We start from the raw sequence: 26,020 nt of genomic DNA on the forward strand, positions 1-26,020 counted from the left end.
AACGCGGTCTAGAAGGGCTTACAAGCCCTGCAGGGTCTGCATCAGCACCCGCACTTTGGCTATCGACTCTTCATATTCGGCCTGCCACTGCGAATCGGCTACCACCGCACCGCCGCCCCAGCAACTGACCTGGCCATCTTTGATCAGCAAGCTGCGAATGGCGATCGAACTGTCCATTTCGCCACGCACATCCACATACAGCAGCGAGCCGCAGTACAGCGCACGGCGTGCTGGTTCCAGTTCGTCGATGATCTGCATGGCGCGGATTTTCGGTGCGCCGGTGATCGAGCCGCCTGGGAAGCTGTCGCCGATCAGGTCCAGCGCATCCTTGTCGCTGGCCAGCTGGCCGGTGATGCTGCTGACCAGATGGTGCACGTTGGGGTAGCTCTCCAAGCTGAACAGTTCCGGGACCTTCACTGAACCGATCTCACACGTGCGCCCAAGGTCGTTGCGCAGCAGGTCGACGATCATCAGGTTTTCCGAGCGGTCCTTTGGGCTGTGCAGCAGCTCTTCGGCATTACGCTTGTCTTCAGCCGGGTCGCTGGCGCGCGGGCGGGTGCCCTTGATCGGCCGGGTTTCCACCTGGCCTTGGCTGACGCGGATGAAGCGCTCGGGCGAAAAGCTCAGCAGGGTACTGCCGTCGGCCAGTTGCTGGTAGCCGGAGAAGGGTGTCGGGCAGGCTTGGCGCAGGGCCTGGTAGGCCCGCCATGGATCGCCTTGGCAGGGCGCACGAAAGCGCTGGGTGAGGTTGATCTGGTAGCAGTCACCGGCCTGGATGTAGCGTTGTACCTGGTCGAAAGCTGTTTTGTACTGCTCGGGCTCCAGGTCACCGGCCATCGGCGCGAGTAGGCGGAAGTCGCCGGTGGTGGCGGTGGTGTCCTGGAACAGGCTGATCAGGCGTTCGCGTTTGTCGCCTGCCAGGCTCGGGTGGAACACCAGCTGGCTGGTGCCGAGCAGATGATCGCTGACCAGTGCCCAGTCATACAGGCCCAGTTGTGCGTCTGGCAGGCCGAGGTCGTCCACGGCCAGACTTGGCAGGTGTTCCAGGCGGCGGCCGAAGTCGTAGCTCAGGTAGCCGATCAGGCCGCCGGCGAAGGGTAGTTCTATACCGTTGGGCAAGTCCGCGTGGCCCAGTTGTTCCAGGGCAGCACGCAGGCGCTGGAGGAAGACGCGGCCCTCTTCATCGGGCTGCGCCTGCAGTTGTTGCAGCGGCCATGCGCTGAGCAGGTCGAACCGGCCGCGTTCGGCGCCGGGGCGGGCGCTGTCGAGCAGGATCGCACCGGGGGCCTGGCGCAGGTGGGCGAAATAGGCGGCAGGGTCGGGCTTGTAGGGCAGGGGGTGTAGCGTGCAGGTCGGCATCAGTATGGACGGCGATGTAAAAGCGAGGAGGGCGATTGTAGACCTGTGCAGGAAAAGCGCCTAGCGCTGGGTACGACATTCAACGCTGTGTTTGGCCCATGCGCAGCACAAGGCAGCCCCTGCAGGTCGAGTGAAGCACTTGAACCCCGTGCAGTGGCAGCCTTGTGCTGTGAGTGGGCTGCAAGGCAGCCCCTGTATTTCAGCGGTTAGGCACATGCCCGAACAAACCCTGCGCTACCCGTACCCGCTGCTCGGCGTCTTCGCTCACACCCTCCTTGGCCAGTGCTTCGATGTGTGCCTCGATGGCATGGGTGCGTTGAGTCAGGCCGCAATCGTTGGCAATCTGGATGTTCAGCCCCGGGCGGGCGTTGAGCTCCAGAATCAGCGGGCCTTTCTCCTGGTCAAGCACCATGTCCACACCGATATAGCCCAGGCCACACAGTTCATAGCAGCCAGCGGCCAGTTTCATGAAACCGTCCCAGTTCGGCAGTTGCACGCCGTCCACCGCGTTGGTGGTGTCCGGGTGCTTGCTGATGATGTTGTTCAGCCAGGTGCCGCGCAGGGTCACGCCGGTGGCCAGGTCGACACCCACGCCGATGGCGCCCTGGTGCAGGTTGGCCTTGCCGCCGGACTGGCGAGTCGGCAGGCGCAGCATGGCCATCACCGGGTAGCCCATCAGCACGATGATGCGGATGTCCGGCACGCCTTCGTAACTGATGCTCTTGAATATCTGGTCCGGGGTCACGCGGTACTCGATCAGTGCGCGGTCGCGGTGCCCGCCGAGAGAGTACAGCCCGGTGAGGATGCTGGAAATCTGGTGCTCGATTTCCGCATGGCTGATGATCTTGCCCGACACCGTGCGGTAGCGGTCCTCGAAGCGGTCGGCGATTACCAGGATGCCATCACCGCCGGCGCCTTGCGCCGGCTTGATGACGAAATCGCTGCGCCCGCCAATGATCTGGTCGAGCTTCTCGATCTCTTTTTCGGTCTCGATGATGCCGTACATTTCCGGCACATGGATGCCGGCCGCCAGCGCGCGTTCCTTGGTGATGATCTTGTCGTCGACGATCGGGTACAGGTTGCGCTTGTTGTACTTCAGCACATAGTCCGCGTTACGCCGGTTGATCCCCATGATGCCCCGGGCCTCCAGGGCTTTCCACGTCTTGATCAGGCCAAACATCAGGTGTCAGCCTTATTCAGGAAAGCCTTGAAGCGCACGAGCTCGGTCAGGCGGTAGCCGCGATAACGGCCCATCGCCAGCATGAAGCCCACCAGGATCAGCAGCACCGCCGGGAAGGTGAACACGAAGTACACCAGTTCCGGCACCATCATCAGCAGGTGTGCCAGGGCAGCGGCGAACAGGGTGCCGACGGCCACTTTCATGGCATGTCCACCACCACGCTCCTCCCAGGTGATCGACAGGCGTTCGATGGTCATGGTCAGGATCACCATGGGGAACAGTGCTACCGACAGTCCGCGTTCAAGGCCCAGCTTGTGGCTGAACAGACTGATGGCGGCAATCAGCACCACGACAAAGGTCAATACCACCGACAGGCGTGGCAGCATCTGCAGCTTGAGGTGTTCCAGATACGAGCGCAGCGACAGGCCCAGGGCAGTGATCACCGTGAACAGCACAATACCAAAGCCCAGCTGGGTTTCGCGGAACGCCAGGGCAATCAGCACCGGTGTGAATGTGCCCAGGGTCTGGATACCGATCAGGTTGCGCAGCACCAGGATCACCAGCACGCCGATCGGGATCATGACCATGATCATGAAGGTCTGCTGGGTTTGCAGCGGCAGGCCGTACAGCGAGTATTCGAGGAAGTCGGCGTCAGTGTTCTCGTCGGTCAGCTTGGCCAGGCGGATGGCGTTCATCTCGCTGTTGTTCATGCTGAAGGTGACGTTGGCCTTCTTGCCGCCATCGACGGTGATCAGGTTGTCGTCACCGGTCCACCACAGCAGGCGGTCGCTCGGCAGGCCTTGCTCACCGGTGTCCGGGTTGAAGTACAGCCAGTCGTCACCGTTGAAGCTGCGCAACCACAGCTCCGGGGTTTGCGGGGTGTCGGCCAGCAGGCGGATGGTGTGCACCCGTTCCATTGGCACGTGGGCGATCGACAGCAGCAGGTCGATGACCTCGGCTTTCTTCATCGCCGAAGTGTCGCCGGCCAGCAGTAGCTTGACGTTGTCGTCGTTTAGGTTGTTGACCCGCTTGATGGTCTCGCTGACGAAGGTCTCGACGTCAGCCGAGTGCTGACGTATAGGCGCCATCAGCGCTTCGGCGGCGATCTTTTCGGGGCCTTCGACGGCCAGGCTGTCACGGAAGGTCGGGCCTTTGACCTTGGTCTTCTCGCTGCTGTAGCGCTTGGTCAGTACCAGGCGGTAGTAGAGGGTCTGTTTGCCACTGGCGCGACGTGCCGACCAGGTAACCTTCCGGTTGCCGTCTGCACGGTTGATGCTGACCCCGTAGTTGTTGGAGATGAAGCTCTCGTTGAGGCTGACGTAGTCGCGGTTCAGCGGTGGCACGAACATCTGCACCTTGACCGGATCCTTGCTGTTGGCCACGAACTCGACCTTGGCGTCGATGTTCCACAGGTCGTCGGTTTCATCCTCGGTCACCGGGATGCCGAGCACGAAGATCTGATAAGCCGTGACCGCCACGCCCAATAGCACCAGCACGGTGATCAGGGCTTTCAGATGGAGGGTAAGAGAGCGCATCGGGATTACTCTGCTTTGGGAGCGTCGGTGGCACAGGCAGGTTTGCCGGCCGCGTATTTAAGGCTTGGGTCAACCAGTGCGTCGAAGTGCTTGAGCGCCTCGGAGCCGATCAGCAGCGGGAACTGGAAGGCGCTGCGGTCGGTGAGGTTGACTTCGATGGTGCGTCTGGCCTGGCCCATGCAGATTTCGAGTTCGATGACCGGACGGGCCGTGTAGGCCTTGCCCGATTCGGCATCATAGTCGCCAGCCCGGCGCTTGATCTTGCTGACGCGTGCCAGTGGGCGTTCGATCGGGTGCGAATGGGCCGCATCGATCGCGAGGTAGAAGCGTACCCAGCTTTCGCCATTGCGCTTGAACCGTTTGATGTCGCGGGCGCTGAGCGATGCGGTCTTGGCGCCGGTGTCGAGCTTGGCGGCCACTTCCAGATCCAGGTCGCCCAGATGCGCGTATTCGTTGAGACCATACACGGTCTTGCCCGCAGCCTGGCCAAGGGCCGGCAGCAGGGTGAGGCATAACAGCAATAAAACGGGTGTAAGTCTCATATTCCTGGCGCGGTGCTTTGCAAGGTTCTAGGCAAGGTTCAGGGCAAGAAGACTGGCAATTACTGCGCAAGCTTCCTCGTTTATCTGTCAACAAGCATGCATGCATGACAGACAGGCTATCCATACCCCATCGGAGGCGCGGCATTCTATCACGCCGACGTCTTGACGCCAGCGGTGCGCGATCTGACAGCGTAGAAGTGGTGATAGTTCGCGATTAGACGATTGTCGACAATATTCATTTTGTCTTTGACTTGGCGGTCTCATTTAGCTAGTTTCTGACGAGTAGTTTTAAAAGGTGTCGACAATATGCAGGACCTTTCCACCCCCGGGCCGGTGCTGGCAGACGAAACGGAAACCCTCTCCGAAAACGTCTTCCGGCGCATCCAGGCGGCCATTGTCAAGGGTGATATCGCCCCCGGTAGCAAAATTTCCGAGCCGGAGTTGGCGCGCACCTATGGCATCAGCCGTGGGCCGCTACGCGAGGCTATTCACCGCCTTGAAGGCCAACGCCTGCTGGTGCGCGTGCCGCATGTGGGCGCGCGGGTGGTATCGCTCAATCACGCCGAGCTGATCGAGCTGTACGAAATCCGTGAGTCGCTGGAAGGCATGGCCTGCCGCCTTGCCGCTAAACGCATGAGCCAGGCTGACATCGACGAACTGCGCCGGGTGCTCGACACCCATGAGCGCGACGCTGCGTTCCAGGCGGGCCTGGGCTACTACCAGCAGGAAGGCGACTACGACTTCCATTACCGGATTATTCAGGGTAGCGGCAACCAGACCCTGGTCAAGATGCTCTGCGGCGAACTGTACCAACTGGTGCGCATGTACCGTATCCAGTTCTCTGCCACGCCCAACCGGCCACGCCAGGCCTTTGCCGAGCACCATCGCATTCTTGATGCAATCGCCGACCGCGACGGCGAACTGGCCGAACTGCTGATGCGTCGTCACATCGGCGCGTCCAAGCGCAATATCGAGCGTCACTACCTGGACGCCCACAACAACAGCACACGAGGTGAGAAATGACAGTCAAGAGCACCCCCGGTCAGCGTTTCCGTGACGCCGTTGCCGCTGAACATCCGCTGCAGGTGGTTGGCGCCATCAATGCCAACCATGCCCTGCTGGCCAAGCGTGCCGGCTTCAAGGCCATCTACCTGTCTGGTGGCGGCGTGGCCGCCGGCTCCCTGGGCCTGCCAGACCTGGGCATCACTGGCCTGGACGACGTGCTCACCGACGTGCGTCGTATCACCGACGTGTGCGACCTGCCGCTGCTGGTGGATGTCGACACCGGCTTCGGCGCTTCGGCCTTCAACGTCGCCCGTACCGTGCGTTCGATGAGCAAGTTCGGCGCTGCCGCCATCCACATCGAGGACCAGGTTGGCGCCAAGCGTTGTGGCCACCGTCCCAACAAGGAAATTGTCAGCCAGCAGGAAATGGTCGACCGTATCAAGGCTGCCGTCGATGCCCGCAGCGATGACAGTTTCGTGATCATGGCGCGTACCGACGCGCTGGCCGTCGAAGGCCTGAACGCCGCCCTGGACCGTGCCGAGGCGTGCGTCGAAGCTGGCGCCGACATGATCTTCCCGGAAGCCATCACCGAGCTGCAGATGTACAAGACCTTCGCTGATCGGGTGAAGGCACCTATCCTGGCCAACATCACCGAGTTCGGTGCCACGCCGCTTTATACAACCGAAGAGCTGGCCTCGGTCGACGTGTCGTTGGTGCTGTACCCGCTTTCGGCGTTCCGCGCCATGAACAAGGCGGCTGAGAACGTGTACACCGCGCTGCGCCGTGACGGCACGCAGAAGAACGTGATCGACACCATGCAGACCCGCATGGAGCTCTACGATGCCATTGGTTATCACGCCTTCGAGCAGAGCCTCGATGCACTGTTTGCCCAGAAGAAGGGCTAAGCGCCAACTCCCGAATTAGCCGGAAAGCATCCATAACAAATTCAAGAAAGGAGAAACACCATGGCCGAAGCAAAAGTACTCAGTGGCGCAGGCCTGCGTGGCCAGGTGGCCGGCCAGACTGCACTGTCGACCGTGGGCCAGGCCGGTGCCGGGCTGACCTACCGTGGTTATGATGTGCGTGACCTGGCTGCCGGTGCCGAGTTCGAAGAAGTCGCCTACCTGCTGCTATATGGCGAGCTGCCCACCCAGGCCGAGCTGGCCGACTACAAGCACAAGCTCAAGGGCCTGCGTGACCTGCCGCAAGCCTTGAAGGAAGTGCTTGAGCGCATCCCGCGCGATGCCCACCCGATGGACGTCATGCGTACCGGTTGCTCGGTAATGGGCACCCTCGAGCCAGAACTGACCTTCGAAGCCCAGCGCGACAAGACCGACCGCCTGCTGGCGCTGTTCCCGGCCGTGATGTGCTACTGGTATCGCTTCACCCACCATGGCGTACGCATCGACTGCACCAGTGATGAAGACACCCTGGGTGGCCACTTCCTGCACCTGCTGCACGGCAAGAAGCCGAGCGAGCTGCACGTCAAGGTCATGAACGTGTCGTTGATTCTCTACGCTGAACACGAATTCAACGCCTCGACCTTCACTGCCCGTGTCTGTGCCTCGACCCTGTCTGACTTGTACTCCTGCGTTACCGCAGCCATCGGCTCGCTGCGTGGGCCGCTGCACGGCGGTGCCAACGAGGCAGCGATGGAACTGATCGAGCGCTTCCAGAGCCCGCAGGAAGCCACCGCCGAGCTGCTGCGCATGCTCGAGCGCAAAGACAAGATCATGGGCTTTGGCCATGCCATCTACAAAGAGTCCGACCCGCGCAACGAGGTGATCAAGGGCTGGTCGAAACAGCTGGCTGACGAAGTGGGTGACAAGGTGCTGTACCCGGTTTCCGAAGCCATCGACAAGACCATGTGGGAGCAGAAGCGCCTGTTCCCCAATGCCGACTTCTACCATGCCTCGGCGTACCACTTCATGGGCATTCCGACCAAGCTGTTCACCCCGATCTTCGTCTGCTCGCGGCTGACCGGCTGGGCGGCGCACGTCTTCGAGCAGCGCGCCAACAACCGCATCATCCGCCCGAGCGCCGAGTATGTCGGCGTCGAGCAGCGCCAGTTCGTGCCGATCGAGCAGCGCTGAATAGCTACAGAGAGGCAGCCCGTTTCCCTTGTGGGAGCGGGCGTGCCCGCGAATGCGCCCGGCCTTGCAACCGCTGTGCACCTGCTGACGCATTCGCGGGCACGCCCGCTCGTACAGGTACGGTGAAACCTTCCGAACCCTGTGACCGAGCCTGATTCCATGATGAACACTGCATACCGCAAGCACCTGCCAGGCACCGACCTGGACTATTTCGATGCCCGCGCGGCGGTCGAGGCGATCAAGCCCGGCGCCTACGACGGCTTGCCTTACACGTCCCGCGTGCTCGCCGAGAACCTGGTGCGCCGCTGCGACCCTGCTACGCTCGATGCCTCGCTGAGCCAGCTGATCGAGCGCAAGCGCGATCTCGACTTCCCGTGGTTCCCGGCCCGCGTGGTGTGCCACGACATCCTCGGCCAGACTGCGCTGGTCGACCTTGCCGGCCTGCGTGACGCCATTGCCGACAAAGGCGGCGACCCGGCCCAGGTCAACCCGGTGGTGCCGGTGCAGCTGATCGTCGACCATTCGCTGGCCGTCGAGTGCGGTGGTTACGACCCGCAGGCCTTCGAGAAGAACCGCGCCATCGAAGACCGCCGCAACGAAGACCGCTTCCACTTCATCAACTGGACCAAGAAGGCGTTCAAGAACGTCGACGTGATCCAGCCGGGCAACGGCATCATGCACCAGATCAACCTGGAGAAGATGTCACCGGTGGTCCACAGCGACCACGGCGTCGCCTACCCGGACACCTGCGTCGGCACCGACAGCCACACGCCGCATGTCGATGCGTTGGGTGTGATCGCCATCGGCGTAGGCGGCCTGGAAGCCGAGAACGTGATGCTCGGCCGCGCCTCCTGGATGCGCTTGCCGGAAATCGTCGGCGTCGAGCTGACTGGCAAACTGGCCCCGAACATCACTGCCACCGACCTGGTCTTGGCCCTGACCGAGTTCCTGCGCAAGCAGAAAGTGGTCGGCGCCTACCTGGAGTTCCATGGTGAGGGTGCACGTGCCCTGACCTTGGGCGACCGCGCCACCATTTCCAACATGGCCCCGGAATACGGCGCCACTGCGGCGATGTTCGCCATCGACCAGCAGACCATCGACTATCTGCGCCTGACCGGCCGTGAAGAGCAGCAGGTCAAACTGGTGGAAACCTACGCCAAGGCCACCGGCCTGTGGGCCGACAGCCTGGGCGCTGCCGTCTATGAACGCACCCTCAGCTTCGACCTGTCGAGCGTGGTGCGCAACATGGCCGGCCCGTCCAACCCGCACGCCCGTGTCGCCACCAGCGACCTGGCCGCCAAGGGTATTGCCGGCAACTGGGAGGAGGTGCCGGGGCAAATGCCTGACGGTGCGGTGATCATCGCTGCCATCACCAGTTGCACCAACACCAGCAACCCGCGCAACGTGATTGCTGCAGGCCTGATTGCACGCAATGCCAACAGGTTGGGCCTGGCCCGCAAGCCGTGGGTGAAGTCGTCGCTGGCGCCCGGCTCCAAGGCCGTGCAACTGTATCTGGAAGAAGCCGGCCTGGAGAAAGAGTTGGAGCAACTCGGTTTCGGCATCGTCGCCTTCGCCTGCACCACCTGCAACGGTATGTCCGGTGCCCTGGACCCGGTGATTCAGCAAGAAATCATCGACCGCGACCTGTATGCCACCGCCGTGCTGTCGGGTAACCGCAACTTCGACGGGCGTATCCACCCGTATGCCAAGCAGGCCTTCCTCGCCTCGCCACCGCTGGTGGTAGCCTATGCCATTGCCGGTACCATTCGCTTCGACATCGAGAAGGATGTGCTGGGCGTGGTCGATGGCAAGGAAATCCGCCTGAAGGATATCTGGCCCAGTGATGAAGAGATCGATGCAGTGGTGCGTGCAGCGGTCAAGCCGGAGCAGTTCCGCAAGGTGTACATCCCGATGTTCGCCATCGAGGAAGACCGTGGGCCGAAGGTGGCGCCGCTGTATGATTGGCGCCCGATGAGCACCTACATCCGCCGCCCTCCCTACTGGGAAGGCGCCCTGGCCGGCGAGCGTACGTTGCGTGGCATGCGCCCGCTGGCGGTGCTGCCGGACAACATCACCACCGACCACCTGTCGCCGTCCAACGCCATCATGCTCGACAGTGCCGCCGGTGAATACCTCGCGAAAATGGGCCTGCCGGAAGAGGACTTCAACTCCTACGCCACTCACCGGGGTGACCACCTGACGGCCCAGCGCGCCACCTTCGCCAACCCCAAACTGTTCAACGAAATGGTGCGCAACGACGACGGCAGCGTGAAGCAGGGTTCGCTGGCGCGTATCGAGCCGGAAGGCAAGGTTACCCGCATGTGGGAGGCGATCGAGACTTACATGCAGCGCAAGCAGCCGCTGATCATTGTCGCCGGTGCCGACTATGGCCAGGGTTCGTCCCGTGACTGGGCGGCCAAGGGCGTGCGTCTGGCGGGTGTCGAGGCAATTGTCGCCGAAGGCTTCGAGCGCATTCACCGCACCAACCTGGTAGGCATGGGCGTGCTGCCGCTGGAGTTCAAGCCGGGCACCGACCGCAAGACCCTGGACCTGGATGGCAGCGAAACCTATGACGTGCTGGGTGCGCGTACGCCACGGGCGACCCTGACCCTGGTGGTGACCCGTGCCAATGGCGAGCGCCTGGAAGTACCGGTGACCTGCCGTCTGGACACCGCCGAGGAAGTGTCGATTTACGAAGCGGGCGGGGTGCTGCAGCGCTTTGCCCAGGACTTCCTCGAAGCGACCGCCTGAGCATGAATCGGGGGCCGCTTTGCGGCCCTTTCGCGACACAAGGCCGCTCCCTCAGCGGGCGGCGCAGTACCTGTGGGAGCGGCCTTGTGTCGCGAAAGGGCTGCGAGGCAGCCCCAGGGTATTTCACCGGACTATCAGGATGCCCAAGAAAATGGCACATGTACCCCAGATCAAAATCCCCGCCACCTACATCCGCGGCGGCACCAGCAAAGGCGTGTTCTTCCGCCTGCAAGACCTGCCCGAGCAGGCGCAAATTCCAGGCCCCGCCCGCGATGCGCTGCTGTTGCGGGTAATCGGTAGCCCCGACCCTTACGGCAAGCAGATCGACGGCATGGGCGGCGCCACGTCGAGCACCAGCAAGACCGTGATCCTGTCGCAAAGCATCAAGCCCGAACACGATGTCGACTACCTGTTCGGCCAGGTCAGCATCGACAAGGCCTTCGTCGACTGGAGTGGCAACTGCGGCAACCTGTCCGCTGCGGTCGGTTCGTTTGCCATCAGCAGCGGCCTGGTCGACCCGGCGCGTATTCCGCGCAACGGTATCGCCACGGTGCGTATCTGGCAGGCGAATATCGGCAAGACCATCATCGCCCACGTCCCGATCACTGAAGGTGAAGTGCAGGAAACCGGCGACTTCGAGCTGGACGGGGTCACCTTCCCGGCGGCCGAGGTGCAGCTGGAGTTTCTCGACCCTGCAGCCGATGAAGACGGCGGTGGCGGTGCCATGTTCCCCACCGGCAAGCTGGTCGATGACCTGGAAGTGCCGGGGGTCGGCACGTTCAAGGCAACCTTGATCAATGCCGGTATCCCGACCATTTTTGTCAATGCTGCCGATATCGGCTACACCGGTAGCGAACTACAGGACGCCATCAACGGCGACCCGCAGGCGTTGCTGCGTTTCGAGACCATCCGCGCCTATGGCGCCGTGCGCATGGGGCTTATCGACAACGTCGACCAGGCTGCCGGGCGTCAGCACACGCCGAAAGTGGCGTTCGTCGCACCGCCGAGCACCTACACTGCGTCCAGTGGCAAGGCGGTGCAGGCCGGTGATATCGACCTGCTGGTGCGGGCCTTGTCGATGGGCAAGCTACACCATGCCATGATGGGTACGGCTGCGGTGGCAATTGGCACTGCGGCGGCCATTCCGGGCACGCTGGTCAACCTCGCCGCTGGCGGGGGCGAGCGCAGCGCTGTGCGTTTCGGTCATCCTTCGGGCACCCTGCGGGTCGGGGCCGAGGCGCGCCAGGTGAATGGTGAGTGGACGGTAACCAAGGCAATCATGAGCCGCAGTGCTCGCGTGCTGATGGAGGGCTGGGTTCGCGTGCCTGGCGACAGCTTCTAACGCACCACCGGCGCTCGGCTTTAGTTCGTTGGGGCCGCTTGGCGGCCCTTCGCGGGCTTGCCCGCTCCCGCAGGGTAACCACAGGTTCTGAATGCTGTGGTCAACCTGTGGGAGCGGGCAAGCCCGCGAAGGGCTGCACGGCAGCCCCGGCAATTCTGAAGGGAGCTGGATATGAGCGCCAACGTAGACCTCAACGACCGCCCGGACTACGACCGGGTACTACAAACCCTGGCCGATTACGCCCTCGGCTATCGGGTCGAATCCCTCGAGGCCCTGGACACCGCGCGCAACTGCCTGATGGACACCCTCGGTTGCGGCCTTCTTGCCTTGCGCTTCCCTGAGTGCACCAAGCTCCTTGGCCCTCAGGTGGAAGGCACGCTGGTCCCAAATGGTGCTCGCGTCCCCGGCACCTCCTATCGCCTCGATCCGGTCAAGGCTGCCTGGGACATTGGCTGCACGGTGCGCTGGCTGGACTACAACGATACCTGGCTGGCCGCCGAATGGGCTCATCCCTCGGACAACCTTGGCGGCATCCTGGCAGTGGCTGATCACCTGTCACAGAAGCGTCTTGCCGCGGGTGAAAAGCCACTGCCGATGCGTGATGTGCTCGAGGCCATGGTCATGGCGCATGAAATCCAGGGGGTGCTGGCGCTGGAAAACGCCTTCAACCGCGTCGGCCTCGATCATGTGATTCTGGTGAAGGTCGCCTCGACCGCCGTGTGCGCCAGGTTGATGGGGGCCAATCGTGAGCAGATGCTCTCGGCCTTGTCCCACGCCTTCGTCGACGGCCAGGCCCTTCGTACCTATCGCCACGCGCCCAACGCCGGTTCGCGCAAGTCCTGGGCCGCGGGTGACGCCTCCAGCCGAGGAGTGCAACTGGCTGACATCGCCTTGCGTGGGGAAATGGGCGTGCCGGGCGTGCTCACGGCTTCGCAGTGGGGGTTCTACGATGTTTCGTTCAGCCATACCAACAAAGACCTGGCACTCAAGCCCGCCGGGCAGTACGAGCTGCGTCTGCCCCAGGTGTTGGGCAGCTATGTGATGGAAAACGTGCTGTTCAAGGTCAGTTTTCCTGCCGAGTTCCACGCCCAGACCGCCTGTGAGGCAGCAGTAACCCTGCATCCACTTGTGCGTAACCGTCTGCATGAAGTCGACCGCATCGTCATCACCACCCAGGAATCAGCGATCCGCATCATCTCCAAGAGCGGCCCGCTGGCCAATGCCGCCGACCGTGACCACTGTCTGCAGTACATGGTGGCCGTGCCGCTGATCTTTGGCCATCTGGTGGCCGAACATTATGAGGACGCCTTCCATGCCAACCACCCAAGTATCGACCGCCTGCGCGAGAAGATGGAGGTGGTGGAAGACCCGCGCTTCAGTCGCGAGTACCTGGAGCCGGACAAGCGTTCGATCGCCAACGCGCTGCAGGTGTTCTTCAAGGATGGCAGCAGCACCGAGCAAGTGGTGGTGGAATACCCGATCGGGCATCGTCGGCGGCGCGGGGAAGGTATACCGTTGCTGGAGGCCAAGTTCAGGGCCAACCTGGCGACCCGCTTTGCCCGGCAGCGGTGTCAGCAGATTTTCGAACTGTGCAAGGACCAGCAGAAGCTGGAAGGCATGGCGGTGCACAGGTTCGTGGATTTGTTTGTGATATGAGCTTGCCTGCGCATAAAACAACAAGGCCCCGGATCGCTGCCGGGGCTTTGCTTACAACCTGTAACTCAGCTTACGCCTGGACCACCGGGATCTTGGCGTTGGCTGCCGCTTCGCGGAACTCGGCGATCTGGTCGAAGCTCAGGTAGCGGTAAACGTCGGCAGCCATGCTGTCGATGTCTTTCGCATACTGCATGTACTCTTCGACGGTCGGCAGTTTGCCGATGATCGAAGCGACAGCGGCCAGCTCGGCCGATGCCAGGTACACGTTGGTCGCGTCGCCCAGACGGTTCGGGAAGTTACGGGTCGAGGTGGAGACCACGGTCGAGCCGGTCTGCACACGTGCCTGGTTACCCATGCACAGCGAGCAGCCTGGCATTTCCATGCGAGCACCGGCCTTGCCGTAGATGCCGTAGTAGCCTTCTTCGGTCAGCTGGTGAGCGTCCATCTTGGTTGGCGGAGCCAGCCACAGACGGGTCGGAATGCCACCCTTGACCTTCTCCAGCAGCTTGCCGGCAGCGCGGAAGTGACCGATGTTGGTCATGCACGAACCGATGAACACTTCGTCGATCTTCTCGCCTTGTACCGAGGACAGCAGGCGGGCATCGTCCGGGTCGTTCGGCGCGCAGAGCACAGGCTCTTTGACGTCGGCCAGGTCGATTTCGATGATTTCGGCGTATTCGGCATCGGCGTCGGCCGACAGCAGCTCAGGCTTGGCCAGCCAGGCTTCCATGGCCTGGGCGCGGCGCTCCAGGGTGCGGGCATCGCCGTAGCCTTCGCCGATCATCCAGCGCAGCAGGGTGATGTTGGACTGCAGGTACTCGGCGATGGCCTTTTCCGGCAGCTTGATGGTGCAACCGGCAGCGGAACGCTCGGCCGAGGCGTCGGACAGCTCGAAGGCTTGCTCGACGGTCAGTTCGTCCAGGCCTTCGATTTCCAGGATGCGGCCGGAGAAGGCGTTTTTCTTGCCTTTCTTCTCAACGGTCAGCAGGCCTTGCTGGATGGCGTAGTAAGGGATGGCATGAACCAGGTCACGCAGGGTGATGCCTGGCTGCAGTTTGCCCTTGAAGCGCACCAGGATCGATTCTGGCATGTCCAGCGGCATGACGCCGGTGGCGGCAGCGAAGGCCACCAGGCCGGAACCGGCCGGGAACGAGATGCCGATCGGGAAGCGGGTGTGCGAGTCGCCACCGGTACCTACGGTGTCAGGCATCAGCATGCGGTTCAGCCAGCTGTGGATGATGCCGTCGCCCGGGCGCAGCGACACGCCGCCACGGGTGCGGATGAAGTCTGGCAGGGTGTGGTGGGTGGTGACGTCGATCGGCTTCGGATAGGCCGCGGTGTGGCAGAACGACTGCATGACCAGGTCAGCAGAGAAGCCCAGGCATGCCAGGTCCTTCAGCTCGTCGCGCGTCATCGGGCCAGTGGTGTCCTGGGAGCCGACGGTGGTCATTTTGGGCTCGCAGTAAGCGCCTGGGCGCACGCCCTGGCCTTCTGGCAGGCCACAGGCACGGCCGACCATTTTCTGCGCCAGGGTGAAGCCCTTGCCGGAATCGGCAGGCTGCTCTGGTTTCTTGAACAGGTCGGAAGCACCCAGGCCCAGCTCGGCGCGGGCTTTTTCGGTCAGGCCACGGCCGACGATCAGCGGGATACGGCCGCCAGCGCGGACTTCATCCAGCAGCACTTCGGTTTTCAGCTCGAAGGTGGTGACCAGTTCGTCGCTGTCGTGACGACGTACTTCACCTTTGTATGGGTAAACGTCGATGACGTCGCCCATGCCCAGGTTGGTGCAGTCGAATTCGATCGGCAGGGCGCCGGCGTCTTCCATGGTGTTGTAGAAGATCGGGGCGATCTTGGTGCCGAAGCAGAAGCCACCGGCGCGCTTGTTCGGCACGTACGGGATGTCGTCGCCGAAGAACCACAGTACCGAGTTGGTAGCTGACTTACGCGAGGAACCGGTACCGACCACGTCGCCGACATAGGCAACCGGGAAGCCCTTGGCCTTGACGGCTTCGATCTGGGCCAGCGGGCCGACCGAACCAGGCTGCTGCGGTTCGATGCCGTCGCGGGCCATTTTCAGCATGGCCAGGGCGTGCAGCGGAATGTCAGGGCGCGACCAGGCGTCCGGGGCAGGCGACAGGTCGTCGGTGTTGGTTTCGCCAGGCACCTTGAACACGGTCAGGGTGTACTTGTCGGCGATGGCCGGACGCGAGGTGAACCACTCGCCGGCAGCCCAGGATTCCAGGACGGCTTTGGCGTGAGCGTTACCGGCCTTGGCTTTTTCGGCCACGTCGTGGAAAGCATCGAACATCAGCAGGGTGTGCTTGAGCTGTTCGGCCGCGACGGCGCCCAGTTCGGCGTCATCCAGCAGTGCGACCAGCGTTTCGATGTTGTAGCCGCCCTGCATGGTGCCCAGCAGTTCGGTGGCGTGCTTGCGGTCGATCAGTGGCGACGTGGCTTCGCCCTTGGCGACAGCGGAGAGGAAAGCGGCCTTGACGTAGGCAGCTTCGTCGACCCCTGGCGGTACGCGGTTGGTGATCAGGTCTACGAGGAAGGCTTCTTCGCCGGCCGGCGGGTTTTTCAGCAGCTCGACCAGGCCTGCAGTTTGTTCGGCGTTCAGCGGCTGGGGAACGATACCCAGGGCGGCGCGCTCTTCGATGTGTTTGCGGTAGGCTTCAAGCACAGTTATTTCCCTCATCAGTGGTCCCTAAAGGGGGTCCGGGACGCTTATCCAGCATTCAATGCACCCATGCGCTGCCGCGGCTTTGTGGGCCGCCCAGCCAGGGTCGCAAAGAATCCTTACAGAAGCTGCTTTCAAAGTTTTACGCCTGCAGAACGGGGGCTGATGAGGGCTGGCGCGGGCATGCGAGGGATGCATGGCCCGGGCCAACGCCGTTCTACCGGATCAACTGTGCTCGTGACGCTTTGAAAACAGCTTCCAACGGACATTGTTGCCTTTGAAAAGGCCGGGTGATTCTACGGTAAAAAAAGCCCGAAGGTAAGGCGGTGTACATGACTTTAACGAGTGACCCCGGTTAGACAAAGGGCTAACATGGGCCTGTATTCCATCGCCAAGCTGTTGTTTTTCATGTCCAACAAGTCCATCAAAACCCCTTGCGTCGGCCTGTGCTCCACGGTGTACGGGGACACGGTGTGCCGTGGTTGCAAGCGTTTTCACCACGAAGTGATCAACTGGAACGGTTACGACGACTCGCAAAAGCGCGCCGTGTGGTTGCGCCTTGAGCAGCTGCTGGTGCAGGTGATGATGGCCAAGCTTGAGGTGTTCGACAAAGGCCTGCTGCGCCAGCAACTGGAGCAGCGCTCCATCCGCTTTGTCGAGCAGCAGTCGGAATATTGCTGGGCTTACCAGCTGATTGCCCGCGGGGCGCGGATGATCCGTGACCTGGAGGCCTATGGCATGGCGTTGCTGCCGGAGTTCCGTGACTGGGAACTGCCCCAATTGCGCGATGCGATCGATCGCGAGTTCTTCCTGCTTTCAGAGGCGCACTACCAGCGCTACATTGCCCCTGGCTTCCTGCGCGATGCCATGGGCAGCGCGCAGGGCCAGTAAGCCGGGCGAATCAGTCGCCGGTGTATTCGCAACCGCTGGTGCAGGTTTCGTGGATACGAACCTTGGACAGCTCCGGCATCAGTGGCTTGACTTGGTCCCATATCCACTTGGCGATCACTTCGCTGGTGGGGTTTTCCAGGCCGGGGATGTCGTTCAGGTAGTTGTGGTCCAGCTGATCATAGATCGGCTTGAAGATCGCCTTGACCTCGGCGAAGTCGCGGATCCAGCCCGTGTGCGGGTCGAGCGGGCCGGTCAGGTGCAGGCCTACCGTGAACGAGTGGCCATGCAAACGGCCGCATTTGTGCCCTTCAGGGACGTGGGGCAGGCGGTGGGCCGATTCGAATGTGAATTCCTTGAAAATTTCCACGCTGTCATAACTCTGTGTGAATCAATAATGCGCGCAGTCTACCAGCATGGCCGCTACAAGGCTTGCAGGCGTTCATGCAGCCGCCCGGTGGCGGTCAGTTCCAGAAGTTCATCACCCAGGCGCTGGCTTTCGGCGATGGCCTTGTACCAATAGCGCTTGCGCCCTGGCGCATCGCCCATGAAGCGCTTGAAATCGTTGCGGTCGGGCAGTTTGCCGTAGGGCAGGGCGGCCAGGTATTGCGGCGAAGGCGTCATCAGCAGCACGTTTTGCAGGCGGGTGGCATCGCCCTTGCGCCAGGGCAGGGCCTTGTCGAACCAGCCAGGGACCACCTTGTCGGTGAAGTGTGGGTACAGCACCAGGTCGTCACCGCGGTAGGGCAGGTCGAGGTGGTAGTCGAGCAGGCCGCCGTCGCGGTAGGTGCCGGCGCCGGCACCGGGGATGTCTTTCACGCCCTGCATGACCATCGGTATCGACCCGGAAGCGAGCAGGGCATGGCGCAGGTTGGCCAGGTCCAGCGGCAGGTAGCGTGAGGGGAAGTCGGTCAGCGTGTCGAGCGGAGGCGCGGCGCGCCCATCGTGCAGAATGATGCGCTCGAAGTGGCGGGCCAGGCGCGAACGGCCCAGGAGGTTACTGGCAACCACCGAGCCCAGGCCCAGCCCCAGGCGGCCGCGATGGTCGTGAGCGAGCTGGCCATGGCTTTTCACCACCAGAATGTTCAGGCGGTAGTGCGGGTTGGCCAGCAGCTGGCCGTCGCGGCCCTCCAGCAGGTCATCGAGCATGCGTTGGCAACTGCGGCTGATTTCGGCCGGAGTGACGCCCTTGGCGAAATCCTGCTCGGTGTACAGCTCGCCAAGACGGCGGATGCCTGCGACCGGGTCCTCGAGGCAGGCGCTGGCGAAGCGCCAGGCACCGATCGATGCGCCGATCAGGGCACGCTGACGGGGTGCCGAGGGTAGCCACTCGCCGAACAGCGCCAGGTCCAGGCCCTGGATGCCCAGCGGCTTCGGCCCACCCGCCGCGCCCGGCAATACCCCGACATCGGCCGCCTGCAGGCCGCGCTCGCGGATGTGTCGCAAGGCACGCTGGCCGGCCTTGAAGGTGAGGGCGGGGTATTTAATGTGGATGGCGCTCATGGCGTGTCTCTTGGGCATAGGAGCAGCCTTGTGCTGCGAGGGGCCGTTACAGATAACATAACTGTATGTGCCTGTATTGGCCCTTTCGCAGCACAAGGCCGCTCGTTGCAGGTTGCCGAGCCTGGCTAGCGTCGTAACTGCGCTATCATGCCGCCAGCTGTTTTCAGGTTGAATTAAGGACCGGTGGTTAATCTTAACCCCGTAGACAACTTGTACAGTTCTCAGGAGAGAAGAACGATGAAAACCTTGACTGCCCTGATCACCGCCGCAGCCCTTGCCCTGGGCGCCAATGTCGCCTTCGCCAAGGACGTTCAGCCTGACGAAGTGGTGAAACTGGTCAACGCCAAGACCATCAAGTCGCTGGACCAGCTCAAGACCACCGCCATGGCCAAGCACCCGGGCGCCACCGTCACTGACTCGGAACTTGAAGACGAGTACGGCCGCTACATCTACAAGGTCGAGCTGCGTGATACGCAGAACGTCGAATGGGAGGTGGCGCTGGACGCCAAGACCGGTGAAGTGCTGAAGGACGAGCAGGACAGCTGATGAACCTCTTGCCGCGGCCAGCGCGCTACTTCGCGCTGGCGCTGCTGGCGGTGTGCTCTCTGGCCGCTGCCCGCGACCTCGATCAGGATGAAGCCCTGAAGCTCCGTCAGAAGGGCGTCATTCTGCCGCTCGAACAGCTGCTCGAGACCGCCCTGGGGCGTCACCCCGGGGCGCGTCTGCTGGAAGCCGAGCTGGAAGAAGACGATGATCGCTACGAATATGAAGTCGAGTTGCTGACGACTGAAGGTGTGGTGCGCGAGATCAAGCTCGATGCCAGCACCGGCGCCCTGCTCAAAGACGAGGAAGATGACTGAATGCGCCTGTTGCTTGTCGAGGACAACGTACCGTTGGCCGATGAACTGACCGCCGGCCTGCAGCGCCAGGGCTATGCCGTGGACTGGCTGGCTGACGGCCGAGACGCGGTTTACCAGGGGCAAAGCGAGCCGTACGACCTGATCATCCTGGACCTCGGCCTGCCCGGCTTGCCCGGCCTGGACGTGCTGGCCCAGTGGCGCGCCGCTGGGCTGGCCACACCGGTATTGATCCTCACCGCCCGCGGCTCCTGGGCCGAGCGCATCGAAGGGCTGAAGGCCGGGGCTGACGATTATCTGAGCAAGCCCTTCCACCCCGAAGAGCTGCAACTGCGCATCCAGGCCTTGTTGCGCCGCGCCCGTGGCCTGGCCAACCAGCCTAAGCTGGAAGCGGCCGGCCTGCACCTTGACGAAAGCCGTCAGTGCGTGAGCCGCGACGGGGTGGATGTGCAACTGACCGCCGCCGAGTTCCGCCTGCTGCGCTACTTCATGCTGCACCCGCAGCAGATCCTGTCCAAAAGCCACCTGGCCGAGCACCTCTACGACGGTGAAACCGAGCGCGACTCGAACGTGCTGGAGGTCCACGTCAACCATTTGCGCCGCAAGCTGGGCCGCAGTGTGATCGAAACCCGTCGCGGGCAAGGCTACATCTATGCCGGGAGTGGCGAGTGAAGTCGATCCAGGCGCGCCTGAGCCTGGGCCTGGTGGCGGTACTGGTGGTAGTCGGCGTGGTGCTGGCGCAACTGACGCTGTGGCTGTTCGAGGCCGGCCTGCAACGTTATCTGGAAAACGGCCTGCGCAAGGAAAGCGAGAACCTTCTGGTGGCATTGGTGCGTGGGCCTTCCGGCCTGCAGCTGGATGAGCGGCGCATCTCGGCTGCCTATCAGCGGCCGTTCTCCGGTTACTATTTCCGCATCGATTTCGACCAGGGTACCTGGAGGTCTCGTTCGCTGTGGGACCTGGACATGCCCAAGCCCGCAGCGCCCGGGCTTTCCGATAGCCATGAACTCGGCCCGGAAGGCCAGCAACTGCTGGCTCTGCGTGCCGACTACCGGCGCCTGGGCCAGGACATTTCGATCAGTGTGGCTCAGGACTATTCACCGGTGCGCGAGGGTTTCCGACGCTTGCAGCAGATCGGCCTGGGCATGGGCCTGGTGGCGCTGATCCTGATTCTGGTGCTGCAGCGCATCACAGTTACCCGCTCGTTGCGGCCGCTGGAGCGGGCACGCCAGCAGATCGCCCAACTGCAGCAGGGGCAGCGCTCGCAGCTGGATGCCGAGGTGCCCAGCGAGTTGGTGCCGCTGGTGGGGCAGATCAACCACTTGCTTAGCCATACCGAAGACAGCCTGCGCCGCTCACGCAACGCCCTTGGTAACCTCGGCCATGCGCTGAAGACGCCGCTGGCGGTGCTGCTGAGCCTGGCTTCCAGTGAACGTCTGCAGGGGCTGCCGGAGGTACGCGCGCAAATGCGCGAGCAGTTGCAGCAGATTCAGGAGCGCCTGGCGCGCGAACTGAACCGTGCACGCCTGGCAGGAGATGCTCTGCCGGGCGCGCAGTTCGATTGTGATGCCGAACTGCCGGGGTTGCTCGGGACCTTGGGCATGATTCATGGCGAGGGCGTGCTGTTGGCAAGTGATGTGCCGCCCGGGCTGTTGTTGCCATGGGACCGCGAGGACGTTCTGGAACTGTTGGGTAATCTGCTGGACAACGCCTGCAAGTGGGCTGACAGCGAGGTGCGCGTGGGTATCGCCTCGAACGCCGAGGGCTACCGGCTGTGGGTCGATGACGATGGCCCGGGTATTGCGCAAGACCAGCGGCAGCAGGTGCTGGAGCGAGGTTCACGGCTGGACGAGCAGGTGACTGGGCATGGGCTGGGGTTGGGTATCGTGCGCGATATCGTTGATGCCTGGGAAGGGCGCCTGACCTTGCTGGAAAGCCCGCTGGGCGGCCTGCGGGTGAGCATCGACCTGCCGCGCAAGGCTCGTTAATGCCGGGGCCGCATCGCAACACAAGGCCGCTCCCACAGGTCTACGCAATCCCCTTTGGCCCTATCAGTACTACAAAAAAATTGCAGTACAGCCGCAGTTTTTTGAATTAGCCCAAATTCCCCCCACCCGGCAAAATCCTCCCCACGAAACCCTGCGGTTTCCATCTCTCCACGGACGGAGCCCCTTGTGATATTGCATGCGCAATACGAGGCCCAGGCCAACTCGGCTGGGCTTTCTTTTTGAACAGAAAAACCAAAGATCCCGATTGCCCAAATGTCTGCCTCGCGTTCCGAAAGTCGTCTGCAGCGGCTGTTGCCGGCCCCCCTCAACATCCCCCCAAAAGAATGGTTGCGTGCCGGTATCGGTGCGCTGCTTGGCCTGTTCCTCGCGGGCTGGCTGACCAGCCTGGCCTATGGCCCCAGCATCGCCCTGCACTTGCTCGGCCCGCTGGCTGCCTCGGCAGTACTGGTGTTTGCGGTGCATTCCGGCCCCTTGGCCCAACCTTGGCCGGTGTTGGGCAGCTACGCCCTGGCGGGTGCAGTGGGGCTGGCCATGCGCGAAGGCTTCGGCCCCGAGCTGTGGGTGGCTGCTGCGGCGCTCGGCATCTCGATCCTGGTCATGTGCCTGTTGCGCTGCCTGCACCCGCCGGGTGGTGGTGTGGCAGTGAGCGCGGTGCTGGCCGACCCGGGGTTGACCGCCATGGGCGATCACCTGCTGGAGCCGGTGCTGCTCAATGCGCTGATCCTGGTGACCGTGGCAATCGCCTACAACCGTTTGACGGGTGTGCGCTACCCGAAAGGCGCGGTGCCACGCAAAGACCTGCACCACACCCATGACCCGCTGCCCGGCGAGCGGGTCGGCATCCGCAGTGAAGACCTGGACCAGGCCCTGGAAGAGCTGGGCGAGTTCGTCGACGTCACCCGTGACGAGCTGGAGCGCATCATCCTCGCCACCGAGCAGCACGCCCTGCAGCGAAGCCTTGGTGGTATCACCGCGGCCTCGGTGATGTCCCGCGATGTGCAGTTCGCCACGCCTGATACCACGCTGGAGCAGGCCTGGAAAATGCTCGCCAGCCATCACCTGAAGACCCTGCCTGTCCTGCAGCACGGCAAGCTTGTGGGCATCGTCAGCCTCGGCGACCTGATTGGCCCGGCGATGCAGCGTGGGCGTTTCAGCTGGCGCGGCCTGTTCGGCCGCAAGGCGGTGCGCATGGCGCAAGTGATGAGTACGCGGGTTGTCAGTGTCAGCAGCCAGCACCCGCTGGAACGCCTGCTGCCCTTGTTGTGCGAACAAGGCCTGCACTGCTTGCCGGTGCTTGATGCTGACAAGCTGGTGGGGGTGATCACCCAGACCGACCTGATCGCCGGCCTCAAGCGTCAGTTGCTCAGCAAGACTGAGACTTCAGATAACCGGGTCCCAGCGTTGTGACCAGTCGCTGGCGCCGGTAGCTACCAGCCGGCGCAGGATGGCGAAGGCCTGTTGCAGGGCTTCGCTGTCGCGTTTGCGTGGGTACACCAGGAAGGTCGGGTAGGTGAACTCCGGTGCCTGTGGCACCCGCTCGAACACGCCGCTGTCCAGATAGGCTTGCACCACCCGCGTGCGGAAGTAGCCACTGCCACCTTGGTCGAGTATGAACTGCAGGGCCAACGGGCCAAGGTTGAAGCTTAGCGCCGGGCGCGCACAGTCGGGCAGGGCCGCATCATGCTGGCGGCGGAAGGCCTCGCCCCAGTCGATGTAAATGTATGGCTCGGGCCGCTCGACCCGGCGCACGCGAATCAGCTTCTCCTCCATCAACTGTTCCACCTGCAGGCCTGGGCCGTAGGCCGGCTGGTAGACCAGCGCGGCGTCCAGCAGGCCCATCTCGACTTTGCGCAGCAGCGACTCACCATCGCTGACCTCGCTGCGGATGGCATGGCTGGGCAGTTCACGGTGCAGGGCACTTACCCAGTCGAGCATCATCGGATTGCCCAGGCTCACCTCACCGCCCACATGCAGCACCTGCTGGCAACCTTCAGGCAGCGGCAGGTCGCGGCGCGCGGCTTCCCAGGTTTGCACCAGCTGGTTGGCATAACTGACGAACGCTTCACCATTGCTGGTCAGGCTGGCGCCGCTGCGGCTACGCACGAACAGCTGGCAACCCAGTTGCTGCTCCAGGCGCTGCACGCGCGCGGTGATCGCGGTTTGTGACACGAACAGGCGTTCGGCTGCGGCGACCAGGCTGCCGCAACGCACAATTTCCAGGAAGGTACGGGCCTGATCGATGTCCATGGGCTGCTCGGTGTTTGTGGGGGGCCTATTCTAGAGGCTTTGCACCGTTATGGGGCGTTATTGCGTTGTCTGCAAATTTGCAGGTCGGTTGTGACTTTAGTCCCATGGCAGGGTGGGTGTAGCGGTCCATACTCAAGTTTCGCCCTTCAATAACAACAAGTACCGGGTTTCTGACGATATGAGCTACCAGCACAGCTACGCCCATTCCATTTCCGACCCTGCCGCTTTCTGGGCGGAACAGGCCGCACACCTGGCCTGGCACCGCAAGCCTGCCCTGACCCTGCAAGACAACGCTGACGGGACCCACCGCTGGTTCGCTGATGGCCGTCTCAACAGCTGTTACCTGGCCCTCGATCACCAGATCGAGCAGGGCCGGGGCGAGCAGTTGGCGTTGATCTACGATTCGCCAGTGACCGGCGTGCAGCAGACTTACACCTATAACCAGTTGCGTGATGAGGTCGCGCGCCTGGCCGGTTTGCTGCGCCAGTTGGGGGTGAACAAGGGCGATGGGGTGATCATCTACATGCCCATGGTGCCGCAAGCGGCCATGGCGATGCTGGCCTGCGCGCGGATCGGCGCGGTGCATTCGGTCGTGTTCGGTGGCTTTGCCGCCAACGAGTTGGCCCTGCGCATCGATGACGCCCGCCCCACCTTGTTGCTGACGGCATCGTGTGGGCTGGAGTTCGACCGGGTCATTGCATACAAGCCGCTGGTTGACCGCGCCCTGCAACTGGCCCGGCACCAGCCGCGCAACGTGTTGGTGCTGCAGCGGCCGCAAGCGCACGCTGAACTGCTGCCAGGCCGTGATCTGGATTGGCAGGCGGCCTTGGCCGGCGCCGAGCCGGTGGCGCCCGTCGAGCTGGATGCCGGCGACCCGCTGTACATCATGTACACGTCGGGCACCACCGGGAAACCCAAGGGTATCGTCCGGGAAAACGGCGGCAATGCCGTGGCGCTGTGTTACGCCATGCGCCATATCTATGGCATGCAGGCCGGCGATGTGTGGTGGGGCATTTCCGACGTCGGCTGGGTGGTCGGCCATTCACTGATCGTGTATGGGCCGTTGATGAGCGGCTGTACCACGGTGTTCTATGAAGGCAAGCCGATCCGCACCCCGGATGCTTCGGCCTATTGGCGGGTGGTGGAGCAGTATCAGGTCAACGCGCTGTTCTGTGCACCGACGGCCATGCGCGCCATCCGCAAGGAAGACCCGGAGGGCGAACTGATCCGCAAGCATGACCTCAGCTCGCTGCGGCAACTGTTCCTGGCGGGGGAAAAGCTGGATTCCAGCACCCATGAATGGCTGGAGCGGGTGAGTGGCAAGCCGGTGCACGACCACTGGTGGCAGACCGAGACCGGCTGGCCGGTCACCGCGCCTTGCGTCGGGCTGGAGGGCAGCGCGGCGAAACCAGGGTCGAGCAACCGGGCGGTGCCTGGCTACAACGTTCGCGTGCTGGATGACGAAGGCCACTTGCTCGGGGCCAACCATCAGGGCTCGATCGTGATTGCCCTGCCATTGCCACCCGGTTGCAGTCAGACGCTGTGGGGGGATCACGAGCGGTACCTGCAGGCCTATCTGCGCACGTATCCGGGGTACTACCACACGGGCGATGGCGGCTATCTGGATGATGATGGTTTCGTCTACATCATGGGGCGCACCGATGATGTGATCAACGTTTCCGGTCATCGCTTGTCCACCGGCGAAATGGAAGACCTGGTCGCCCGCCACCCGGCGGTCGCGGAGTGCGCGGTGATCGGCGTACATGACGAGATCAAGGGCCAGGTACCGCTGGCGCTGGTGGTACTCAAGGATGGCGAGGGCATTGCCGAAGCGCAGTTGCTGGTGGAGCTGGTGGGCAGCGTGCGCGAGGAAATCGGCCCGCTGGCCTGTTTCAACCGGGTACGGCTGGTGAAGCGCCTGCCCAAGACCCGTTCCGGCAAGATTCTGCGGGCGGTGCTGCGCAAGATTGCCGATGGGCAGGATTATGTGCCGCCTTCGACCCTGGATGATCCGGCAGTGCTGGGCGAGATCGAAGCGGTGCTGGCGGATTTGCCCAGGGCGGGTTGATGGTTTGACCTCGATGGCCCTATCGCGGGCGGGACACGCAACGGTGGTTCGGCAGAGGCCGTCGTGTAATCGATGGACTCGCCCCCGCCGAGGCATCACAGTGCCACGGTGGTGTTCGAAGAAGCCAACGGCAGCGAGGGCGAGACCATGAAAAAGCATAGTTCGAAACAAGATTCCCTGTCTTCCACTGATGTGGAGCTTTGCACAACCATCTGCGTAGACCTGGCCAAACAGGTTTTCCAGTTGGCAGGCGAAGACGCTACTGGTCGGGTGATCTACGAAGATCGCATCAAATCCCGCCAAGCGTT

21 protein-coding genes and 1 pseudogene are annotated in these 26,020 nt (G+C 62.9%); 14 read left to right on the forward strand and 8 right to left on the reverse strand.

What is annotated here, in order from left to right; genetic code table 11:
• Positions 1–18 precede the first annotated feature (18 nt).
• The 4 genes from pabB to ACF8RA_RS14825 form a co-directional block, all read right to left on the reverse strand.
• On the reverse strand, positions 19–1,359 hold the full coding sequence (gene pabB / locus ACF8RA_RS14810) for an aminodeoxychorismate synthase component I (RefSeq protein ID WP_392460389.1): 1,341 nt from the start codon (positions 1,357–1,359) through the stop codon (positions 19–21).
• Positions 1,360–1,558: 199 nt separating this feature from the next.
• Positions 1,559–2,539: an alpha-L-glutamate ligase-like protein gene (locus ACF8RA_RS14815; RefSeq protein WP_176683935.1), complete on the reverse strand. Its 981-nt coding sequence runs from the start codon at positions 2,537–2,539 to the stop codon at positions 1,559–1,561.
• The gene (locus tag ACF8RA_RS14820; RefSeq protein ID WP_176683934.1) at positions 2,539–4,074 is read right to left on the reverse strand and encodes an inactive transglutaminase family protein; all 1,536 of its coding nucleotides are present in this window, start codon (positions 4,072–4,074) and stop codon (positions 2,539–2,541) included. The genes ACF8RA_RS14815 and ACF8RA_RS14820 overlap by 1 nt, the downstream gene beginning before the upstream one ends.
• Before the next feature lie 5 nt (positions 4,075–4,079).
• The gene (locus ACF8RA_RS14825; RefSeq protein WP_021782881.1) at positions 4,080–4,616 is read right to left on the reverse strand and encodes an ATP-dependent zinc protease; all 537 of its coding nucleotides are present in this window, start codon (positions 4,614–4,616) and stop codon (positions 4,080–4,082) included.
• A 306-nt stretch (positions 4,617–4,922) separates the two neighbouring features.
• Here ACF8RA_RS14825 and ACF8RA_RS14830 point away from each other — a divergent pair, with 306 nt between their 5' ends.
• The 6 genes from ACF8RA_RS14830 to prpD all read left to right on the forward strand — a co-directional run bounded on the left by ACF8RA_RS14830 (position 4,923) and on the right by prpD (position 13,463).
• Entirely contained in the window at positions 4,923–5,639 is a 717-nt protein-coding gene (locus tag ACF8RA_RS14830) for a GntR family transcriptional regulator (RefSeq protein WP_392519306.1), read from the forward strand.
• Complete coding sequence (gene prpB, locus ACF8RA_RS14835) at positions 5,636–6,526, forward strand: methylisocitrate lyase (RefSeq protein ID WP_012053054.1); 891 nt, start codon at positions 5,636–5,638, stop codon at positions 6,524–6,526. The genes ACF8RA_RS14830 and prpB overlap by 4 nt, the downstream gene beginning before the upstream one ends.
• A 60-nt stretch (positions 6,527–6,586) precedes the next feature.
• Positions 6,587–7,714: a 2-methylcitrate synthase gene (gene prpC / locus ACF8RA_RS14840; RefSeq protein WP_021782879.1), complete on the forward strand. Its 1,128-nt coding sequence runs from the start codon at positions 6,587–6,589 to the stop codon at positions 7,712–7,714.
• 162 nt (positions 7,715–7,876) lie between these two features.
• Entirely contained in the window at positions 7,877–10,465 is a 2,589-nt protein-coding gene (gene acnD / locus ACF8RA_RS14845; RefSeq protein WP_176683992.1) for a Fe/S-dependent 2-methylisocitrate dehydratase AcnD, read from the forward strand.
• 151 nt (positions 10,466–10,616) lie between these two features.
• Positions 10,617–11,807, forward strand: coding sequence for a 2-methylaconitate cis-trans isomerase PrpF (gene prpF, locus ACF8RA_RS14850; protein ID WP_176683931.1), 1,191 nt, complete (start codon positions 10,617–10,619; stop codon positions 11,805–11,807).
• 171 nt (positions 11,808–11,978) lie between these two features.
• On the forward strand, positions 11,979–13,463 hold the full coding sequence (gene prpD, locus ACF8RA_RS14855; RefSeq protein WP_176683930.1) for a 2-methylcitrate dehydratase: 1,485 nt from the start codon (positions 11,979–11,981) through the stop codon (positions 13,461–13,463).
• A 70-nt stretch (positions 13,464–13,533) separates the two neighbouring features.
• Here prpD and acnB read toward each other — a convergent pair whose 3' ends face one another.
• The gene (gene acnB, locus ACF8RA_RS14860; protein WP_176683991.1) at positions 13,534–16,143 is read right to left on the reverse strand and encodes a bifunctional aconitate hydratase 2/2-methylisocitrate dehydratase; all 2,610 of its coding nucleotides are present in this window, start codon (positions 16,141–16,143) and stop codon (positions 13,534–13,536) included.
• 405 nt (positions 16,144–16,548) lie between these two features.
• Here acnB and ACF8RA_RS14865 point away from each other — a divergent pair, with 405 nt between their 5' ends.
• Entirely contained in the window at positions 16,549–17,031 is a 483-nt protein-coding gene (locus ACF8RA_RS14865; RefSeq protein ID WP_392488723.1) for a DUF1289 domain-containing protein, read from the forward strand.
• Positions 17,032–17,041: 10 nt separating this feature from the next.
• Here the strand turns inward: ACF8RA_RS14865 and queD are convergent, their stop codons facing one another.
• Both queD and ACF8RA_RS14875 read right to left on the reverse strand, forming a co-directional pair.
• Positions 17,042–17,398 carry a 6-carboxytetrahydropterin synthase QueD gene (gene queD, locus ACF8RA_RS14870; RefSeq protein WP_392488719.1) on the reverse strand — a complete coding sequence of 119 codons (357 nt, stop codon included), beginning with the start codon at positions 17,396–17,398 and terminating at the stop codon, positions 17,042–17,044.
• A gap of 53 nt (positions 17,399–17,451) precedes the next feature.
• Entirely contained in the window at positions 17,452–18,531 is a 1,080-nt protein-coding gene (locus tag ACF8RA_RS14875) for a patatin-like phospholipase family protein (RefSeq protein WP_392519309.1), read from the reverse strand.
• 237 nt (positions 18,532–18,768) lie between these two features.
• On the opposite strand from ACF8RA_RS14875, the gene ACF8RA_RS14880 reads away from it, so the two are divergent.
• From ACF8RA_RS14880 to ACF8RA_RS14900, 5 genes are all read left to right on the forward strand, one after another.
• Complete coding sequence (locus tag ACF8RA_RS14880; RefSeq protein WP_252459469.1) at positions 18,769–19,077, forward strand: PepSY domain-containing protein; 309 nt, start codon at positions 18,769–18,771, stop codon at positions 19,075–19,077.
• A complete protein-coding gene (locus ACF8RA_RS14885; protein ID WP_392519311.1) occupies positions 19,077–19,391 on the forward strand; it encodes a PepSY domain-containing protein in 315 nt (104 codons plus the stop codon). Before ACF8RA_RS14880 ends, ACF8RA_RS14885 begins: the two co-directional genes overlap by 1 nt.
• Positions 19,392–20,060 carry a response regulator transcription factor gene (locus ACF8RA_RS14890; RefSeq protein ID WP_010953307.1) on the forward strand — a complete coding sequence of 223 codons (669 nt, stop codon included), beginning with the start codon at positions 19,392–19,394 and terminating at the stop codon, positions 20,058–20,060.
• Entirely contained in the window at positions 20,057–21,376 is a 1,320-nt protein-coding gene (locus ACF8RA_RS14895; protein WP_176683925.1) for a sensor histidine kinase, read from the forward strand. Before ACF8RA_RS14890 ends, ACF8RA_RS14895 begins: the two co-directional genes overlap by 4 nt.
• A 273-nt stretch (positions 21,377–21,649) precedes the next feature.
• Positions 21,650–22,804, forward strand: a complete 1,155-nt coding sequence (locus ACF8RA_RS14900; protein ID WP_176683924.1) for an HPP family protein — start codon at positions 21,650–21,652, stop codon at positions 22,802–22,804.
• Here the strand turns inward: ACF8RA_RS14900 and ACF8RA_RS14905 are convergent.
• A complete protein-coding gene (locus ACF8RA_RS14905) occupies positions 22,778–23,644 on the reverse strand; it encodes a LysR family transcriptional regulator (protein ID WP_176683923.1) in 867 nt (288 codons plus the stop codon). The two genes, ACF8RA_RS14900 and ACF8RA_RS14905, sit on opposite strands and share 27 nt — an antisense overlap.
• A gap of 178 nt (positions 23,645–23,822) precedes the next feature.
• On the opposite strand from ACF8RA_RS14905, the gene ACF8RA_RS14910 reads away from it, so the two are divergent.
• Positions 23,823–25,712 (forward strand): propionyl-CoA synthetase, encoded by a 1,890-nt coding sequence (locus ACF8RA_RS14910; RefSeq protein WP_103444078.1) that lies wholly within the window; start codon positions 23,823–23,825, stop codon positions 25,710–25,712.
• 147 nt (positions 25,713–25,859) lie between these two features.
• Positions 25,860–26,020: pseudogene (locus ACF8RA_RS14915) on the forward strand (IS110 family transposase); the annotation flags it as partial.

Origin of the sequence: Pseudomonas sp. FYR_5, from assembly GCF_043106315.1 — a bacterium.
Lineage (GTDB): Bacteria > Pseudomonadota > Gammaproteobacteria > Pseudomonadales > Pseudomonadaceae > Aquipseudomonas > Aquipseudomonas putida_Y.

What these genes read in the sequence shown, in the direction of transcription:
- prpB (WP_012053054.1), top strand. Translation starts at nt 5,636, where the DNA reads ATGACAGTCAAGAGCACCCCCGGTCAGCGTTTCCGTGACGCCGTTGCC.
- ACF8RA_RS14885 (WP_392519311.1), top strand. Translation starts at nt 19,077, where the DNA reads ATGAACCTCTTGCCGCGGCCAGCGCGCTACTTCGCGCTGGCGCTGCTG.
- prpD (WP_176683930.1), top strand. Translation starts at nt 11,979, where the DNA reads ATGAGCGCCAACGTAGACCTCAACGACCGCCCGGACTACGACCGGGTA.
- ACF8RA_RS14880 (WP_252459469.1), top strand. Translation starts at nt 18,769, where the DNA reads ATGAAAACCTTGACTGCCCTGATCACCGCCGCAGCCCTTGCCCTGGGC.
- prpF (WP_176683931.1), top strand. Translation starts at nt 10,617, where the DNA reads ATGGCACATGTACCCCAGATCAAAATCCCCGCCACCTACATCCGCGGC.
- pabB (WP_392460389.1), bottom strand. Translation starts at nt 1,359, where the DNA reads ATGCCGACCTGCACGCTACACCCCCTGCCCTACAAGCCCGACCCTGCC.
- ACF8RA_RS14900 (WP_176683924.1), top strand. Translation starts at nt 21,650, where the DNA reads ATGTCTGCCTCGCGTTCCGAAAGTCGTCTGCAGCGGCTGTTGCCGGCC.
- ACF8RA_RS14820 (WP_176683934.1), bottom strand. Translation starts at nt 4,074, where the DNA reads ATGCGCTCTCTTACCCTCCATCTGAAAGCCCTGATCACCGTGCTGGTG.
- acnD (WP_176683992.1), top strand. Translation starts at nt 7,877, where the DNA reads ATGAACACTGCATACCGCAAGCACCTGCCAGGCACCGACCTGGACTAT.
- prpC (WP_021782879.1), top strand. Translation starts at nt 6,587, where the DNA reads ATGGCCGAAGCAAAAGTACTCAGTGGCGCAGGCCTGCGTGGCCAGGTG.
- ACF8RA_RS14905 (WP_176683923.1), bottom strand. Translation starts at nt 23,644, where the DNA reads ATGGACATCGATCAGGCCCGTACCTTCCTGGAAATTGTGCGTTGCGGC.
- ACF8RA_RS14830 (WP_392519306.1), top strand. Translation starts at nt 4,923, where the DNA reads ATGCAGGACCTTTCCACCCCCGGGCCGGTGCTGGCAGACGAAACGGAA.
- ACF8RA_RS14875 (WP_392519309.1), bottom strand. Translation starts at nt 18,531, where the DNA reads ATGAGCGCCATCCACATTAAATACCCCGCCCTCACCTTCAAGGCCGGC.
- ACF8RA_RS14865 (WP_392488723.1), top strand. Translation starts at nt 16,549, where the DNA reads ATGTCCAACAAGTCCATCAAAACCCCTTGCGTCGGCCTGTGCTCCACG.
- ACF8RA_RS14815 (WP_176683935.1), bottom strand. Translation starts at nt 2,539, where the DNA reads ATGTTTGGCCTGATCAAGACGTGGAAAGCCCTGGAGGCCCGGGGCATC.
- ACF8RA_RS14890 (WP_010953307.1), top strand. Translation starts at nt 19,392, where the DNA reads ATGCGCCTGTTGCTTGTCGAGGACAACGTACCGTTGGCCGATGAACTG.
- ACF8RA_RS14825 (WP_021782881.1), bottom strand. Translation starts at nt 4,616, where the DNA reads ATGAGACTTACACCCGTTTTATTGCTGTTATGCCTCACCCTGCTGCCG.
- ACF8RA_RS14910 (WP_103444078.1), top strand. Translation starts at nt 23,823, where the DNA reads ATGAGCTACCAGCACAGCTACGCCCATTCCATTTCCGACCCTGCCGCT.